Annotated in this window: 15 protein-coding genes; 1 reads left to right on the top strand and 14 read right to left on the bottom strand. The window is 55.0% G+C overall.

Features of this window, described 5'->3' with window-relative positions:
• Positions 1-12 precede the first annotated feature (12 nt).
• The 6 genes from rlmH to leuS all read right to left on the bottom strand — a co-directional run bounded on the left by rlmH (position 13) and on the right by leuS (position 5758).
• A complete protein-coding gene (gene rlmH / locus KTJ90_RS14035) occupies positions 13-483 on the bottom strand; it encodes a 23S rRNA (pseudouridine(1915)-N(3))-methyltransferase RlmH (RefSeq protein ID WP_008103678.1) in 471 nt (156 codons plus the stop codon).
• 3 nt (positions 484-486) lie between these two features.
• Positions 487-804 (bottom strand): ribosome silencing factor, encoded by a 318-nt coding sequence (rsfS, locus tag KTJ90_RS14030; RefSeq protein WP_003854023.1) that lies wholly within the window; start codon positions 802-804, stop codon positions 487-489.
• 92 nt (positions 805-896) lie between these two features.
• A complete protein-coding gene (gene nadD, locus KTJ90_RS14025) occupies positions 897-1541 on the bottom strand; it encodes a nicotinate-nucleotide adenylyltransferase (RefSeq protein ID WP_337027997.1) in 645 nt (214 codons plus the stop codon).
• Entirely contained in the window at positions 1534-2565 is a 1032-nt protein-coding gene (gene holA / locus KTJ90_RS14020; RefSeq protein ID WP_140915984.1) for a DNA polymerase III subunit delta, read from the bottom strand. Before holA ends, nadD begins: the two co-directional genes overlap by 8 nt.
• Positions 2562-3161, bottom strand: a complete 600-nt coding sequence (gene lptE / locus KTJ90_RS14015) for an LPS assembly lipoprotein LptE (protein WP_312544525.1) — start codon at positions 3159-3161, stop codon at positions 2562-2564. The genes holA and lptE overlap by 4 nt, the downstream gene beginning before the upstream one ends.
• A gap of 14 nt (positions 3162-3175) precedes the next feature.
• Positions 3176-5758, bottom strand: coding sequence for a leucine--tRNA ligase (gene leuS, locus KTJ90_RS14010; RefSeq protein ID WP_003854015.1), 2583 nt, complete (start codon positions 5756-5758; stop codon positions 3176-3178).
• 222 nt (positions 5759-5980) lie between these two features.
• Here leuS and KTJ90_RS14005 point away from each other — a divergent pair, with 222 nt between their 5' ends.
• Positions 5981-6463, top strand: a complete 483-nt coding sequence (locus tag KTJ90_RS14005) for a zinc ribbon-containing protein (protein WP_499025044.1) — start codon at positions 5981-5983, stop codon at positions 6461-6463.
• Between the two features lie 45 nt (positions 6464-6508).
• Here KTJ90_RS14005 and KTJ90_RS14000 read toward each other — a convergent pair whose 3' ends face one another.
• The 8 genes from KTJ90_RS14000 to KTJ90_RS13965 form a co-directional block, all read right to left on the bottom strand.
• Positions 6509-7234 carry an amino acid ABC transporter ATP-binding protein gene (locus tag KTJ90_RS14000; RefSeq protein WP_003854011.1) on the bottom strand — a complete coding sequence of 242 codons (726 nt, stop codon included), beginning with the start codon at positions 7232-7234 and terminating at the stop codon, positions 6509-6511.
• Positions 7235-7912 (bottom strand): glutamate/aspartate ABC transporter permease GltK, encoded by a 678-nt coding sequence (gene gltK, locus KTJ90_RS13995; RefSeq protein ID WP_003854008.1) that lies wholly within the window; start codon positions 7910-7912, stop codon positions 7235-7237. It abuts the gene before it with no gap.
• Positions 7912-8652 carry an amino acid ABC transporter permease gene (locus tag KTJ90_RS13990; protein WP_003854005.1) on the bottom strand — a complete coding sequence of 247 codons (741 nt, stop codon included), beginning with the start codon at positions 8650-8652 and terminating at the stop codon, positions 7912-7914. The genes gltK and KTJ90_RS13990 overlap by 1 nt, the downstream gene beginning before the upstream one ends.
• A gap of 285 nt (positions 8653-8937) precedes the next feature.
• Positions 8938-9834: an amino acid ABC transporter substrate-binding protein gene (locus KTJ90_RS13985; protein ID WP_003854004.1), complete on the bottom strand. Its 897-nt coding sequence runs from the start codon at positions 9832-9834 to the stop codon at positions 8938-8940.
• Positions 9835-10443: 609 nt separating this feature from the next.
• Positions 10444-11967, bottom strand: coding sequence for an apolipoprotein N-acyltransferase (lnt, locus tag KTJ90_RS13980; RefSeq protein ID WP_078804193.1), 1524 nt, complete (start codon positions 11965-11967; stop codon positions 10444-10446).
• 4 nt (positions 11968-11971) lie between these two features.
• Entirely contained in the window at positions 11972-12853 is an 882-nt protein-coding gene (corC, locus tag KTJ90_RS13975; protein WP_008925004.1) for a CNNM family magnesium/cobalt transport protein CorC, read from the bottom strand.
• Between the two features lie 82 nt (positions 12854-12935).
• The gene (gene ybeY / locus KTJ90_RS13970) at positions 12936-13409 is read right to left on the bottom strand and encodes an rRNA maturation RNase YbeY (RefSeq protein WP_039659164.1); all 474 of its coding nucleotides are present in this window, start codon (positions 13407-13409) and stop codon (positions 12936-12938) included.
• Positions 13406-14467 carry a PhoH family protein gene (locus tag KTJ90_RS13965; protein ID WP_003853995.1) on the bottom strand — a complete coding sequence of 354 codons (1062 nt, stop codon included), beginning with the start codon at positions 14465-14467 and terminating at the stop codon, positions 13406-13408. Before KTJ90_RS13965 ends, ybeY begins: the two co-directional genes overlap by 4 nt.
• Between the last annotated feature and the right edge of the window lie 191 nt (positions 14468-14658).

Below are 14658 nucleotides of genomic sequence, written 5' to 3'. Positions count from 1 at the left end.
TGGGCTGATCGGTCATTCACGATGATAAGGATGATTTGTCGTTATACTCCAGGCACGATACAGACTTTCGGCTACCAGCACGCGCACCAGCGGATGGGGCAACGTCAATGCTGACAGTGACCAGCTCTGTTCTGCCGCCGCTTTACAGGCGGGGGCCAGGCCTTCGGGCCCGCCAATCAGCAGGCTGACATCGCGACCATCAAGCTTCCAGCGTTCAAGCTGCTGCGCCAGCTGCGGGGTTTCCCACGGTTGGCCCGGAATATCCAGCGTGACGATGCGATTACCTTTGCCGACCGCCGCCAGCATCGCTTCACCTTCTTTTTCAAGAATGCGTTTGATATCAGCATTTTTACCGCGCTTACCTGCGGTAACTTCGATCAGCTCAAACGGCATATCTTTCGGGAAGCGGCGCAGGTATTCCATAAAACCGGTCTGCACCCAGTCAGGCATTTTGGTGCCGACGGCAACGAGTTGCAGTTTCACCGATTAGCTCCAGAGTTTTTCCAGCTCATACAGCTGGCGACTCTCTTCCTGCATCACATGCACGATGACATCGCCCAGATCAACCACGACCCAGTCTGCCGCGCTTTTACCTTCAATGCCTAATGGCATCAGGCCAGCTAAACGGGATTCCTGCTCAACGTGTTCTGCGATCGAAGTCACATGACGCGTGGAGGTACCGGTGCAGATGATCATGTAATCGGTGATGCTGGATTTGCCCTGAACGTCGATGGTAACAATGTCCTGGCCTTTAAGATCATCAATCTTATCAATAACGAACTCTTGGAGTGCTTTACCTTGCAAAAGGTTCCCCTTGGAATCTGGTAGTAACGAGCCGGCTGTAAGCCCGGAGAGTGCAGCCAAAAAATTAAGCGGCGCAGTATAGCATGCCCGGATCAGTCGCGATATAAGCCTTCGCGGTCGATATAGTCGATAACCGCAGCGGGTAACAGGTCATCGCAGGGCTGATTTTGATGGCGACGGCGGCGAATTTCGGTCGCCGAAATATCATAGAGTGGGGTTTCCGCCAGCCAGATATGACCTGCGGGCTGCTGATGAAGCTGCCGGATATCCTGAGCGACGTGTTGCTCAAGCCACGCCTGCATCTCTGGCGAGTCGAACCGGGTCGGATAGCCGGGACGCTGGCAGACCAGCAGATGGCAGAGTGACAGCAGATCCTGCCAGCGATGCCATTTTGGCAGGCTCAGCAGGGAATCCTGACCAATGATAAAGGCCAGCGGCTGCTCTGCACCGCGTTCTGCGCGCCAGGCTTCCAGGGTGGTCACGGTCCAGGAGGGGGTGTCACGTTCCAGCTCCCGGGTATCTATCTCAAACAGCGGTAAGCCATGGATAGCACAGCGCAGCATAGCAACCCGCTGAGTGGCGCTGGCTTCCGGTTGTGGACGATGCGGGGGCACATTATTGGGCAGCAGCGTCACACGCTGTAAGCCGGTCTGCTGAGCCAGTGCTTCCACCGGGCGCAGATGGCCAAAATGGATCGGATCGAAGGTGCCACCAAACAGTGCGTGTAACTCAGACATGGGCAAAGCTCGTCGGAAAAGCGCGACTGCTGAGCAGCAGCGTCAGGGTTTGCAACTGCGGCCACACTGACTGACCATAATCCTGCTTCAGGGTGATCTCAATCTGACTCAGCAGATGGATGGCGCGTTGCAGACGGGTGGCATCCAGTCGCTGGAGTGCGTCGGAGAACAGCGCGCGGCGGTTTTGCCAGATACGCTGCTGATCCATCAGCGTGCGCAGTGGTTGCCGGGCCTGATGGCGTTGCAGATGCAACAGTGTCAGCAAATCGCGCTGCAGCGTACGCAGCAGAATCACGACTTCGCTCTCTTCTTTCTCCAGTTGGTGCAGGATATGCAGCGCGCGACGACTTTTACCCGCCAGCAGGGCATCCACCCAGTGGAAGGGCGTGAAGTGCGCGGCATCACTGACCGCCTCTTCGACCCGTGGCAGTGTCAGCTTGCCGTCCGGCCACTGCAGTGAGAGCCGCTCCAGCGCCTGCGCCAGCGCCAGCAGATTACCCTCATAGCAGTAACACAGCAGCTGTACTGCCGCGTCATCCACGGATAATTTCAGCGCTTTCGCGCGATTTACCACCCAGCGTGGCAATTGTGCCTGCTCTGGCGTCTGGCAGGGCACGACAACCGCAGAGGCAGCCAGTGCCTTAAACCAGGCGCTGTTTTCCTGCGCTTTGGTCAGCTTTGGCATCCGGCAGATCAGCAGAATATCGGCGTGCAGCAGCTGAGAGAGCTTAACCAGCTGCTCGGCCATGGCGGCGTTGGGGCCATTCTCGGGGAATTGCAGTGTCATCGTCTGACGCTGGGCAAACAGACTCAGTGACTGGCAGCTGACGAACAGGCTCTCCCAGTCGGTCTGGGCATCCAGCGTAAAACTAAAATGTTCGTCGAATCCCTGTGTGGTTGCGGCGGCACGGATGGCATCCGCGCTTTCCTGCAACAGCAGCGGTTCGTTACCGGCTAACAAATAACAGGCGCGCAGCCCCTCGCGGAGCTGCGCGCTGAGTTGCTCAGGATAAATCCTGATCATTGCAGGCTGGTAGCAGAGGAAGAGGGCGCTTCCTGTGAACCCTGACCCGGCACCGAAATCACTGACGCTGGCAGAGTATCTTTGCTGTTCATCTGCGCGGCATGCACCGACAGCAGCTTACGAACCAGCTGTTCAGCTGCACGCTGACGCATCTCCTGCGTAATCAGGTCCTGCTCGGCATCTTTTGCCAGCGCCGCATTCGGGTTATCGAAGAACGAACGATAAACCGTGGTGCTGATAGGATAGATACCTTTGCCCGGCAACAGCACCTGCGCAGTGAGGGTCATCACCAGCTGATACTCGGCAGTGGTGCCGCTGATAAAGACCGAGGCTGTGTTACGCCCTGACATTTCAGGACCCAGACGCAGTGTCGGAATATCGGTACGGGTCTGCTTGCTGTCTTCAACAATGGTGACATCGTTGATGCGCAGTTGCTGACGTACAGTACGTGCCAGCGGACCATAAGGATCGCCGTTTGAAACAATCAGGGTTTTCAGTTCGCTGGGCACCTGCGTGGTGCCGCGCGGATGAAAACCACAGCCAGCGGTGATCACCACCGCCAGCATGACAAACAGCCTGATAATCGGATGTCGCACAGTTCCTCCTGAACTTAACCTACGACCAGGTTAAGCAGTTTGCCCGGTACATAAATGACTTTACGGATAGTCACGCCGTCCAGGTACTTCGCCACCAGATGCTCCTGCGCAGCGCGTGCCTGAACCTGTTCCTGTGTTGCATCGGCGGGTACGGTGATTTTGCCGCGCACTTTACCGTTAACCTGTACCACCACCAGCAGTGAATCTTCAACCATAGCGGCTTCATCAGCAACCGGCCAGCTCGCTTCATCAATGGTGCCTTCGCCGCCCAGCGTCTGCCACAGAACATAGCAGGCGTGCGGGGTAAACGGATAGAGCAGACGGACGATAGCCAGCAGCGCTTCCTGCATCAGGGCGCGATCCTGCTCGCTCTCCTGCGGAGCGCGGGCCAGCTTGTTCATCAGCTCCATGATGGCCGCAATAGCGGTGTTGAAGGTCTGACGACGGCCGATATCATCCGCCACTTTGGCGATGGTTTTGTGCAGGTCACGACGCAGCGATTTCTGCTCGTCATTCAGGCTGTCCACATCCAGTGCCACGGTCGCACCCTGTGAGGTGTGCTCGTAGACCAGCTTCCAGACACGTTTCAGGAAGCGGTTAGCCCCTTCAACGCCCGATTCCTGCCACTCCAGCGTCATATCTGCTGGCGAAGCAAACATCATAAACAGACGTACGGTATCGGCGCCGTAACGCTCAACCATCAGCTGTGGATCGATGCCGTTGTTTTTCGACTTCGACATTTTGCTCATGCCCGCGTAGATCACGTCGCGGCCCTGCGTGTCGGTCGCTTTAATAATGCGGCCTTTCTCGTCACGCTCAACTTCAACGTCAACCGGGGAAACCCAGTTACGTTCGCCGTTGTTGCCCAGGTAGTAGAAGGCATCAGCAAGTACCATGCCCTGGCACAGCAGACGTTTTGCTGGCTCATTAGAGTTCACCAGGCCCGCGTCACGCAGCAGCTTGTGGAAGAAGCGGAAATACATCAGGTGCATGATGGCGTGTTCGATACCACCCACATACTGATCGACCGGCAGCCAGTAGTTTGCTGCGGCCGGGTCCAGCATGCCTTCCTTGTAGCTGGCGCAGGTATAACGCGCATAGTACCAGGAGGACTCCATAAAGGTGTCAAAGGTGTCCGTTTCACGCAGCGCTGGCTGACCGTTTACTGTGGTTTTCGCCCACTCCGGATCCGCTTTGATCGGGCTGGTAATGCCATCCATCACCACATCTTCCGGCAGGATAACCGGCAGCTGGTCTTCAGGTGTCGGCATCACAGTGCCATCTTCCAGCGTCACCATCGGGATAGGTGCACCCCAGTAGCGCTGACGGGAAACACCCCAGTCGCGCAGACGGTAGTTCACTTTACGTACGCCCACGCCTTTTGCCGCCAGTGAATCCGCGATAGCGTTAAAGCCAGTTGCGTGATCCATGCCGTTGAACTCACCCGAGTTGAACAGGGCGCCTTTATCCGTCATCGCCGCAGCGCTGACGTCAGGAATGGAGCCATCCAGGTTGAGGATGACCGGCTTGATCGACAGATCGTATTTAGTGGCAAACTCCCAGTCACGCTGGTCGTGTGCCGGAACCGCCATCACGGCACCGGTGCCGTATTCCATCAGGACGAAGTTGGCGACCCAGACCGGAAGCAGCTCACCGGTCAGCGGATGAATAACAGACAGGCCGGTCGCCATGCCTTTCTTCTCCATGGTCGCCATATCGGCTTCGGCCACTTTGGTATTACGGCATTCCGCAATAAAGTCAGCCAGTGCCGGATTATTGACTGATGCCTGAGTGGCCAAAGGATGACCTGCTGCGACAGCCACATAGGTTGCGCCGATGAAGGTATCCGGGCGGGTGGTGTAGACTGTAACTTTCTCTTCGCTCTCTGCCACGTCGAAAGTGATTTCGACGCCTTCAGAACGACCAATCCAGTTACGCTGCATGGTTTTGACCTGTTCAGGCCACTCTTCCAGCGTATCCAGATCGTTCAGCAACTCTTCCGCATAATCCGTAATTTTGATAAACCACTGCGGGATCTCTTTACGCTCAACTTTGGTGTCGCAGCGCCAGCAACAGCCATCGATCACCTGCTCGTTCGCCAGCACCGTCTGATCGTTCGGGCACCAGTTCACTGCGGAGGTTTTTTTATAGACCAGGCCTTTTTCATACAGTTTGGTAAAGAACCACTGTTCCCAGCGGTAGTATTCAGGCTGGCAGGTGGCCAGTTCACGACTCCAGTCATAGCCAAAGCCCAGCAGTTTGAGCTGGTTTTTCATGTAGGCGATGTTGTCGTAAGTCCACGGGGCAGGTGCAGTATTGTTTTTAACCGCAGCGCCTTCTGCAGGCAGGCCGAAAGCATCCCAGCCAATCGGCTGTAGCACGTTTTTGCCGAGCATACGCTGATAGCGCGCGATTACGTCGCCGATGGTGTAGTTACGAACGTGACCCATGTGCAGGCGGCCAGAAGGATAGGGCAACATGGAGAGGCAATAGTATTTCTCTTTACCTTCCTGCTCAGTCACTTTAAACGTTTCGTTTTCATCCCAGTGCTGCTGCACACGGGATTCAATTTCTTCCGGGCGGTATTGCTCTTGCATGGCTGCCTGTGGTCCTTTATGAAAAACATTTTTCTGGCTCTAAGATCCGCATAGCATACCCATAAGGCCGCGTATCAACAACACTTCCCACTTTTGCTGGCACGATTTCTGCCGAAAGCGTCAGCCTCTTCACCCTTTTGTAATTCACTGTACAGACGACACGGCAAAAGCAACATTACGACTAAACTTAAGTCAGCGAGGGTCTGCATAAAGGAGAACAAAATGAATAAAGTGGCTCAGGAGTATCGCGAGTCGTTAGCCGTATTGACTGAACGTCTTCGTCAGGGCGATCGTAACCTTGATGAGCTGATTGCCGGGCGGCGAAGTCAGTTGCTGGTGCGCGATGATATGTCAGAAAGTGAGATTGACCAGGCGCTGCGTTCGGTGCGCCGTGATTTAGGCGAGTTTGCCCGAAGTTACAGCGATGCTGAAGAACCGCTGGCGGACTCACTGTTTATGCACATTATCCGCGAGAGCGTCTGGAAAGAGCTGGCGGATATTACGGATAAAAGTCAGCTGGAGTGGCGTGAGGTCTTTCAGGATCTGCATCACCATGGTGTCTATCAGAGCGGTGAAGTGGTCGGTCTTGGCAATCTGGTGTGTGAAAAGTGCCAGTTTACCCGGGCAATCTATACGCCTGAGACCTTATCCCGTTGTCCGGAATGCGGCCACGATCAGTTCCAGCGTCAGCCTTTTGAACCCTGATAACAAACATTATGCGGGCCACATTGAGTGACCCGCACACGTTGTTTAGTGCAGAATTTTAGCGAGGAAATCTTTAGCGCGGTCAGACTGCGGATTATTAAAGAAGTCATCTTTGTTGGTGTCTTCGATAATTTTCCCTTCATCCATAAAGATCACGCGATTGGCGACTTTACGGGCAAAGCCCATCTCGTGTGTCACCACCATCATCGTCATCCCTTCCTGCGCCAGTTCAACCATCACATCCAGCACTTCATTGATCATTTCCGGATCCAGCGCGGAGGTCGGTTCATCAAACAGCATCGCAATAGGATCCATGCAGAGCGCACGCGCAATGGCCACGCGCTGCTGCTGACCGCCGGAGAGCTGGCCAGGAAACTTCTCCGCATGGGCTGACAGTCCCACACGCTTCAGCAGCTTCAGCCCTTTATCGCGGGCCGCCGCTTTGTCTCGCTTCAGCACTTTTACCTGCGCCAGCACCAGATTGTTAATAATGCTCAAATGCGGGAACAGCTCGAAGTGCTGGAACACCATTCCGACCTGACTGCGAAGCTGCGCCAGATTGGTTTTTTTGTTGTTCACTTCGGTGCCGTTGACGGAAATCACACCCTGCTGAACGGGCTCAAGTCCGTTCACGGTTTTGATGAGCGTCGATTTACCGGAGCCGGACGGGCCGCACACTACCACCACTTCACCGGTTTTGACTTCGGTTGAGCAGTCGGTCAGCACCTGAAAGTGACCATACCACTTAGAAACATTTTTCAGGCTAATCATTTAAACCGTCCTTTTTCTTTTTAGATAGCTGACCAACAGCGATGCGCTCAGGCTGATAACGAAGTAGACCAGACCTGCAAACAGAACCATTTCAACCTGGGTGCCGTCGCGCTCACCGATAGTCGACGCGGTACGGAAGAAGTCCGCCAGGCTTAACACATAAACCAGAGAGGTATCCTGGAACAGCACGATACCCTGCGTCAGTAACAGCGGAACCATGGCCCGGAATGCCTGCGGCAGAATAATCAGTTTCATGGCCTGCCACTGCGTCATACCCAGTGCCAGCGCGGCATTACCCTGGCCGCGTGAGATACTGATGATGCCGGCACGAATGATCTCTGAGTAATACGCCGCTTCGAACAGTGAAAAGGCGACCATGGCTGAAATCAGGCGGATATCGGTTTTAGGCGACAGGCCCAGCACCTGTTGCAGGAAACTCGGCACCACCAGATAGAACCACAGCAGCACCATCACCAGCGGTACTGAGCGGAACAGGTTGACATAAATTTTGGCGAACCAGCTGATGGGCTTAAAGGTCGACAGACGCATTACCGCCAGCAGGGTGCCCCAAAGAATGCCGAAAACCACGGCGGTAATCGTGATCTTAAAGGTAATCACTAAGCCGTTAAGCAGATAGGGCAGGCTGGGCGCAATCGAACTCCAGTCAAAGTCGTACATTACTTGCCTCCCGCATTGCCTGGCAGCCGGACTTTGCGCTCGACCAGACTCATCAACAACATAATCACCAGGTTAATCGCGACGTAGGCCAGCGTAATGGCGGTAAAGGATTCATAGGCGTGAGCAGAATAGTCGAGCAGTTTGCCCGCCTGTGCTGCCATATCCACCAGACCAATGGTGGAGGCGATAGCGGAGTTCTTGACCAGGTTCAGCATTTCCGAGGTCATCGGCGGAACAATCACGCGATACGCATTCGGCAGCAATACATAGCGGTAAGTCTGCGGCAGGGTTAATCCCATCGCCAGGCCAGCATTCTTCTGTCCACTCGGCAGTGACTGAATCGCCGCGCGCACCTGCTCGCAAACGCGGGCGGCGGTAAACAGGCCGAGACAGATCATGGAAGAGAGGAAGAACTGAATGTTGGGGTCCAGCTCAGACTTAAACCACATGCCGAGATTCTCGCCCACCAGCTCGGGCGCCACCAGATACCAGAAGAAGAACTGGACGATCAGCGGGATGTTACGAAACAGTTCGACATAGCAGGTGCCAATGGTCGACAGCAGGCGATTCGGCACGGTGCGCAGAATGCCAAAAAATGAACCCACGCAGAAAGCGATAATCCAGGCGCAGCAGGAGACGGCTATCGTCACCTGAAAACCGGACCACAGCCAGCCGAGGTAGGTCGTGTTACCGAACGGGGCCTGTTCGAGAAATATGCCCCAGTTCCAATCGATACCCATAACGAGCTCCGGAAAAAAAGGGTAGCTAAGCTACCCTGAAGATTGATGAACGGCGTTTTATGTCCTGACGCAGGGGAACGACCCGTGTCAGTCTGTCTGTCCATGCCGCGGTTTCAGCAATCGAGAGGGCAGCCAGGCCGCCCTTGTTATACCCGCCGTCTTTCAGGCTGCATTTTGTTGGCTATGTATGTCCACGCATCCGAATCATCTACCTGAGTAGGTTCCCCGGGATGCATGCTCTCCTGCCGACTCAATGTGACCTGAAATCCATTGGGTATTTTTTTGTTAATTGAGTGCTTTGTCGTTTGGCGTTTTGAACAGCGCTTTCATGTCATCAGACAGCTCAAAGTTCATGTTCAGGTTCTTAGGCGGAATAGGCTTTTTGAACCAGGTATCGAACCATTTTTCTGCCTGACCCGACGTCTGGGCTTTGGCGATGGTTTCATCTACCAGCGCTTTGAACTGCGGATCATCTTTACGCAGCATGCAGCCATAGGCCTCTTTAGACTGTGGCGTGCCTAAAATTTCCCAGTTGTCCGGCTTTTTGGCTTTAGCGCGTTCGCCAGCCAGCAGGGCATCATCCATCATAAAGGCCACGGCACGGCCGGTTTCCAGTGTACGGAACGAGTCGCCATGATCTTTTGCGCTGATGATGCGCATATCCAGTTTTTGTTCATCGTTGAGTTTGTGCAGCAGCACTTCAGACGTGGTCCCTGAGGTTACCACCACGGTTTTGCCTTTCAGGTCGGCGAAATCTTTGATCGGGCCATCTTTCTTAACCAGCAGACGGGTGCCAATAACAAAAATGGTGTCAGAGAAAGCCGCCTGTTTCTGGCGCTCAAGGTTATTGGTGGTGGAGCCACACTCATAATCGTAGGTGCCGTTTTGCAGCAGTGGAATACGGTTTTGTGAGGTGATTGGAATCATTTTGACCTGCAGGTCAGGCTTGTTCAGCTTCGCTTTGATGGCTTCCACAATGGCGTTTGAGTAATCCTGTGAATAGCCGACGACTTTTTGCTGGTTGTCATAATAAGAAAAGGGAACTGATGATTCGCGATGCCCGACCACAATGACGCCATTGTCATTGATTTTCTTCAGGGTGCCGCTGAGATCTTCCGCCTGGGCCGCTCCCGCCGCTGCACCGATCAGCAGAAGAGATAATGCCACTTTGCGTAGTTGCATGTTCCAACTCCTTCGTATGAAAAAGGCACAGGATATAACCTGCGCTGATTATGATGTTGTGTCTGTTTTGTGCTGCGTTTCTGCTCATTCTGCGGATTAAATGGGCGCAGAAGAGTCACTAACATAGCGGATTGTTAACGCAATGAAACAAAAAAGTTTCTTTTTTGCGAGGTGATCCGCACCAAAAAAAGGCAAATTTCTCACACTGCGCGTTTACGGTGCAGGAGGTGCGACAGTTTTGGTGCAATCCGCCTCGCGGCAGCGTCTGCAATCAGGCCGTTAGCGAAAAACAGTGAAACATTTTGCAATCATCGTGCCAGAAAGCGGTGCAGGGTGAGAAAGGCAGCAGAGTATGCGGTCAGGGAGTGGGAGTATCAGAAAATAACAAGGAGAAAAGGCGAAACTTGCACCTCGCACCTACGGCAGACAAACGTCAAGCGAGGGGAGCTTTCGCCTGTAGCAGCGCATCGCGGGCCATAGATGGCCCGCGATGCGCAAGGCAGGGATGGCGGTGTTTGCGTCTCTGCGTAAGGCGTTTACTCCCTGAGCACCGCGCGTTTTCAACAACCTCAGGCGAAGCATTCGCTTCGCCATGACGCCTCTGCGCTGTTATCGGCGTCGGCGCAGCAGGGCAATCAACGCCGCCAGCAGCGTCAGTGACCAGACAGGCCAGATGCCAGCCCGCGCGTACGGGGTTTCTCCCTGCGTAGGCGTAACTTTGCTGGTCAGGACATCGCGCGTAAATTGCGGCAGCATGGCTTCCACATCACCACTGGCATTCACCACTGCAGTTACGCCATTGTTGGTACTGCGCAACAGCGGACGACCCAGTTCCAGCGCCCGCATCCTCGCCATCTGGAAGTGCTGCCACGGGCCGATAGAGTGGCCAAACCAGGCATCGTTCGAAACGGTCAGCAGGAAGCTGGTGTCGGGATGGAAGTTGGCCCGCACCTGTTCACCCAGCACGATCTCATAACAAATGGCGCTGGTCAGGTTATAGCCCGCCACGCGGAGTTGCGGCTGGAGATAGTTGCCACGGCTGAACGCCGACATCGGCAGATCAAAGAACGGAGCCAGCGGACGCAGCAGATCGGCCAGCGGCACAAATTCGCCAAATGGCACTAGGTGATTTTTCTGGTAACGATTGCCGCTGAAGTAGTTGTACGGCGTCTTGCCACCCAGCACGATCACGGTGTTGTAATCGTGATAGCGGTTCTGCTCCAGTCGGGAGTCTACGATACCCGTGACCAGCGAACTGCCGCGTTCACGCAGTTCATCATCCAGTGAATGCAGGAACGGCTGCTGATTACTTTCCAGATCGGTAATCGCCGATTCAGGCCAGATAATAATCGGCGCTTTGCCCATGAGCGGCTGGCTCAGACCGTGATAAATGCGCAGGGTGTTGAGCAGTTGCTGCGGATCCCACTTCATCGACTGCGGGATGTTTCCCTGCACCAGCGCCACTTCGACGGCACGCTCGGGCATCGGCTGAACCCACTGGATATAGCGCAACGGCCACGGCAGGGCCAGCAGCAGCAATGCTGCGACCAGACTTCTGATGCTGCGCTGCTGCAGGGCATATGCCAGCAGGCCAGCCACCACCATCAGCAGGAAGGTCAGGGTCTCGACCCCCGCCAGCGGGGCCAGACCTTTTAACGGGCCGTCAATCTGGCTGTAGCCAAACTGCAGCCATGGAAAGCCGGTCAGCACCCAGCCGCGCAGGAATTCCGTGATCTGCCACAAAGCCGGTGCGGCCAGCGCCAGTCGCCACAGCGTTGTGCGCGGCCAGATGCGATTCAGTACACCGGCAAACAGCGCCGGGTAGATCGCCAGATACGCCGCCAGCAATGCCACGATAAAGACATTCACCGGGCCAGGCATGCCACCAAAGGTGGCGACACTGACGTAAACCCAGTTGATGCCGCTGCCGAATAAGCCAACTCCCCAGACAAAACCGATTGCCGCAGCCTGCGGACTTGAGCGGTTCAGGGTCAGGAGCTGTAAGCCGCACAGCGACAGCAGTGCGGCGGGCCAGAAATCGTAAGGAGAGAAGGCGAGGGTGCCCAGCGCACCCGTCATTAAAGCCAGCAGCAGGCGAACCCGCTGGCGCGGGTAGAGTGAGGCTAAAGCCATAGACTTATTCGTCTTCCAGTTGAGGTTGTGGCGAGTTTTCCGGAATGGTCACGTGAACCTGGATAATGCGGCGGCTGTCAGCCATTGCTACCTTGAACTGGTAACCCTCAATCTCAATGCTTTCACCGCGCGCGGGCAGATGGCCGAAGCCCTGCATCACCAGACCACCAATGGTATCGACTTCATCGTCACTGAACTGCGTGCCAAACACCTCATTGAAATCTTCAATGGCGGTCAGAGCGCGCACCGTAAAGGTGTGACGGTTGAGCTGACGGATATCACGATCTTCTTCATCGTCATACTCATCTTCGATCTCACCGACAATCAGCTCCAGAATATCTTCAATGGTCACCAGACCAGAGACACCACCAAACTCATCGATAACGATCGCCATGTGGTAGCGCTGGGAGCGGAACTCTTTCAGCATCCGGTCAACGCGCTTACTTTCAGGCACAACCACCGCAGGACGCAGGACTTTCTCAATGCTGAAAGGCTCAGATTCGCTGCTCATAAACGGCAGCAGATCTTTCGCCATCAGAATCCCTTCCACATGATCTTTGTCTTCGCTGATCACCGGGAAGCGGGAATGGGCGGATTCGATAATGACATCCAGACACTCTTCGAGGCTCTGATTACGTTTCAGGGTGATCATTTGCGAGCGCGGGATCATGATGTCACGCACGCGCTGCTCCGCAATATCCAGAACCCCTTCGAGCATGTCGCGGGTGTCCTGGTCAATCAGCTCTTTGTTATTCGAGTCGCGGATCAGCTCCAGTAGCTCATCACGGCTTTTCGGTTCACCGTGAAAAAGCTGGTTGATCAACAGGGAGAAAAATCCCTTTTTACTACTGGGTGCATCGCTGTTTTGAGAATGGTCGTCGCTCATGGCGGTTTTTATAGATCTCTCTGGTGAGGAATAGGTGCTGTCAGCAAACCGTGCTGACAGCCGGATAGCCAGAATTCGGGATTCAGGCGTCTTCTTTCTCCGAAATGTACGGATCAGGATACCCAAGAGCAAGCATTATCTCGGTCTCCAGTCCTTCCATCTCGTCCGCTTCGTCGTCTTCAATATGGTCGTAACCCAGCAGATGCAGCGTGCCGTGTACCACCATATGCGCCCAGTGGGCTTCAACGCTTTTGCCCTGTTCTGCGGCTTCCTGCTCAACCACCTGGCGGCAGATGATCAGATCGCCCAGCAGAGGTAACTCGATGCCCGGTGGTGCTTCAAACGGGAAGGAGAGCACATTTGTCGGCTTGTCTTTGCCGCGATAAGTCAGATTTAACTCATGACTCTCCGCTTCATCGACCAGACGGACGGTGACTTCGCTTTCGGGCTGAAAAGGGGTAACAGCTGCGGAAAGCCAGCGATGAAACAGGCTTTCATCCGGCAGATCCGCCGTGTTCTCACAGGCGACCTGCAGGTCGAGAATGACCTCACTCATTTGCTCTCCTGCGAGGTGCTCTGTGCAGCCAGTGCTTCACGTTTACGCTCTTCAGCCTGCTGATCGCGACGGGTCTGATCGGCCGCTTCCCAGGCTTCATAGGCGGTAACAATGCGGGCAACCACCGGATGGCGCACCACATCTTCACTGTGGAAGAAGTTAAAGCTAATCTCTTCAACGTCTGCCAGCACTTCAATGGCATGCCGCAGGCCCGACTTAACGTGACGTGGCAGGTCAATCTGGGTGACGTCGCCGGTAATTACCGCTTTGGAGTTAAAGCCGATGCGCGTCAGGAACATCTTCATCTGCTCGATGGTGGTGTTCTGGCTCTCATCAAGAATGATAAATGCATCGTTCAGGGTACGGCCACGCATGTAAGCCAGCGGAGCCACCTCAATAACGTTGCGCTCCATCAGCTTTTCTACCCGCTCAAAACCGAGCATTTCAAATAGGGCATCGTAGAGCGGACGCAGATATGGGTCGACTTTCTGGCTCAGATCGCCAGGCAGGAAGCCGAGTTTTTCACCCGCTTCGACGGCAGGGCGCGTCAGCATGATGCGGCGAATCTCCTGACGCTCCAGGGCATCCACTGCGGCTGCCACCGCCAGATAGGTTTTACCGGTACCCGCCGGGCCGACGCCAAAGGTGATGTCATGGTCGAGCACATTCGCGATGTACTGCGCCTGGTTTGGCGTGCGTGGCTTAATCACACCACGCTTGGTCTTGATATTGACCGCTTTACCGTACTCCGGCACGCTTTCGGCGGTTTGTTCCAGTACCCGGCTCTCTTTGATGGCCAGGTGAATCTGGTCCGGCTCAATATCCGGGATCTCACCACGCATCGGCGCGGTGTCGACATACAGGGTTTTCAGAATATCTGCGGCGGCATTGACGCACAGTGGACGTCCCACCAGCTTAAAGACATTGTCGCGACGATTGATCTCAATGCCCAGACGACGCTCAAGCTGTTTCACATTATCGTCGAACGGCCCGCACAGGCTCATCAGTCGACGGTTATCAGCCGGTTCAAGGGCGATTTCACGAGTTTCGATATTCAAACGAATCCTTTGGGTCACTCAGGGCCAGTTATGGGATGTGTCTGACGCACCGTTGGGCTTAACCGTGTGCACCATAACGAAATTATTTATGCCGTAACGCCTGGGCGCAAGCTTAAGGAGAGATATTTGGGCGACACTTTCAGAAACCAAGTGTCGCGGCGTGAAATTGGCGGCAACGCGCTGCGCGCTGC

Origin of the sequence: Pantoea jilinensis (assembly GCF_019104105.1) — a bacterium.
Classification (GTDB): Bacteria; Pseudomonadota; Gammaproteobacteria; order Enterobacterales; family Enterobacteriaceae; genus Pantoea; species Pantoea eucalypti.
Note: the sequence above shows the minus strand (reverse complement) of the source record. Positions and strands in the feature narration are given on the sequence as shown.

What these genes read in the sequence shown, in the direction of transcription:
- lnt (WP_078804193.1), bottom strand. Translation starts at nt 11,967, where the DNA reads ATGGCTTTAGCCTCACTCTACCCGCGCCAGCGGGTTCGCCTGCTGCTG.
- holA (WP_140915984.1), bottom strand. Translation starts at nt 2,565, where the DNA reads ATGATCAGGATTTATCCTGAGCAACTCAGCGCGCAGCTCCGCGAGGGG.
- KTJ90_RS13990 (WP_003854005.1), bottom strand. Translation starts at nt 8,652, where the DNA reads ATGGGTATCGATTGGAACTGGGGCATATTTCTCGAACAGGCCCCGTTC.
- ybeY (WP_039659164.1), bottom strand. Translation starts at nt 13,409, where the DNA reads ATGAGTGAGGTCATTCTCGACCTGCAGGTCGCCTGTGAGAACACGGCG.
- leuS (WP_003854015.1), bottom strand. Translation starts at nt 5,758, where the DNA reads ATGCAAGAGCAATACCGCCCGGAAGAAATTGAATCCCGTGTGCAGCAG.
- gltK (WP_003854008.1), bottom strand. Translation starts at nt 7,912, where the DNA reads ATGTACGACTTTGACTGGAGTTCGATTGCGCCCAGCCTGCCCTATCTG.
- KTJ90_RS14005 (WP_499025044.1), top strand. Translation starts at nt 5,981, where the DNA reads ATGAATAAAGTGGCTCAGGAGTATCGCGAGTCGTTAGCCGTATTGACT.
- KTJ90_RS14000 (WP_003854011.1), bottom strand. Translation starts at nt 7,234, where the DNA reads ATGATTAGCCTGAAAAATGTTTCTAAGTGGTATGGTCACTTTCAGGTG.
- nadD (WP_337027997.1), bottom strand. Translation starts at nt 1,541, where the DNA reads ATGTCTGAGTTACACGCACTGTTTGGTGGCACCTTCGATCCGATCCAT.
- corC (WP_008925004.1), bottom strand. Translation starts at nt 12,853, where the DNA reads ATGAGCGACGACCATTCTCAAAACAGCGATGCACCCAGTAGTAAAAAG.
- KTJ90_RS13985 (WP_003854004.1), bottom strand. Translation starts at nt 9,834, where the DNA reads ATGCAACTACGCAAAGTGGCATTATCTCTTCTGCTGATCGGTGCAGCG.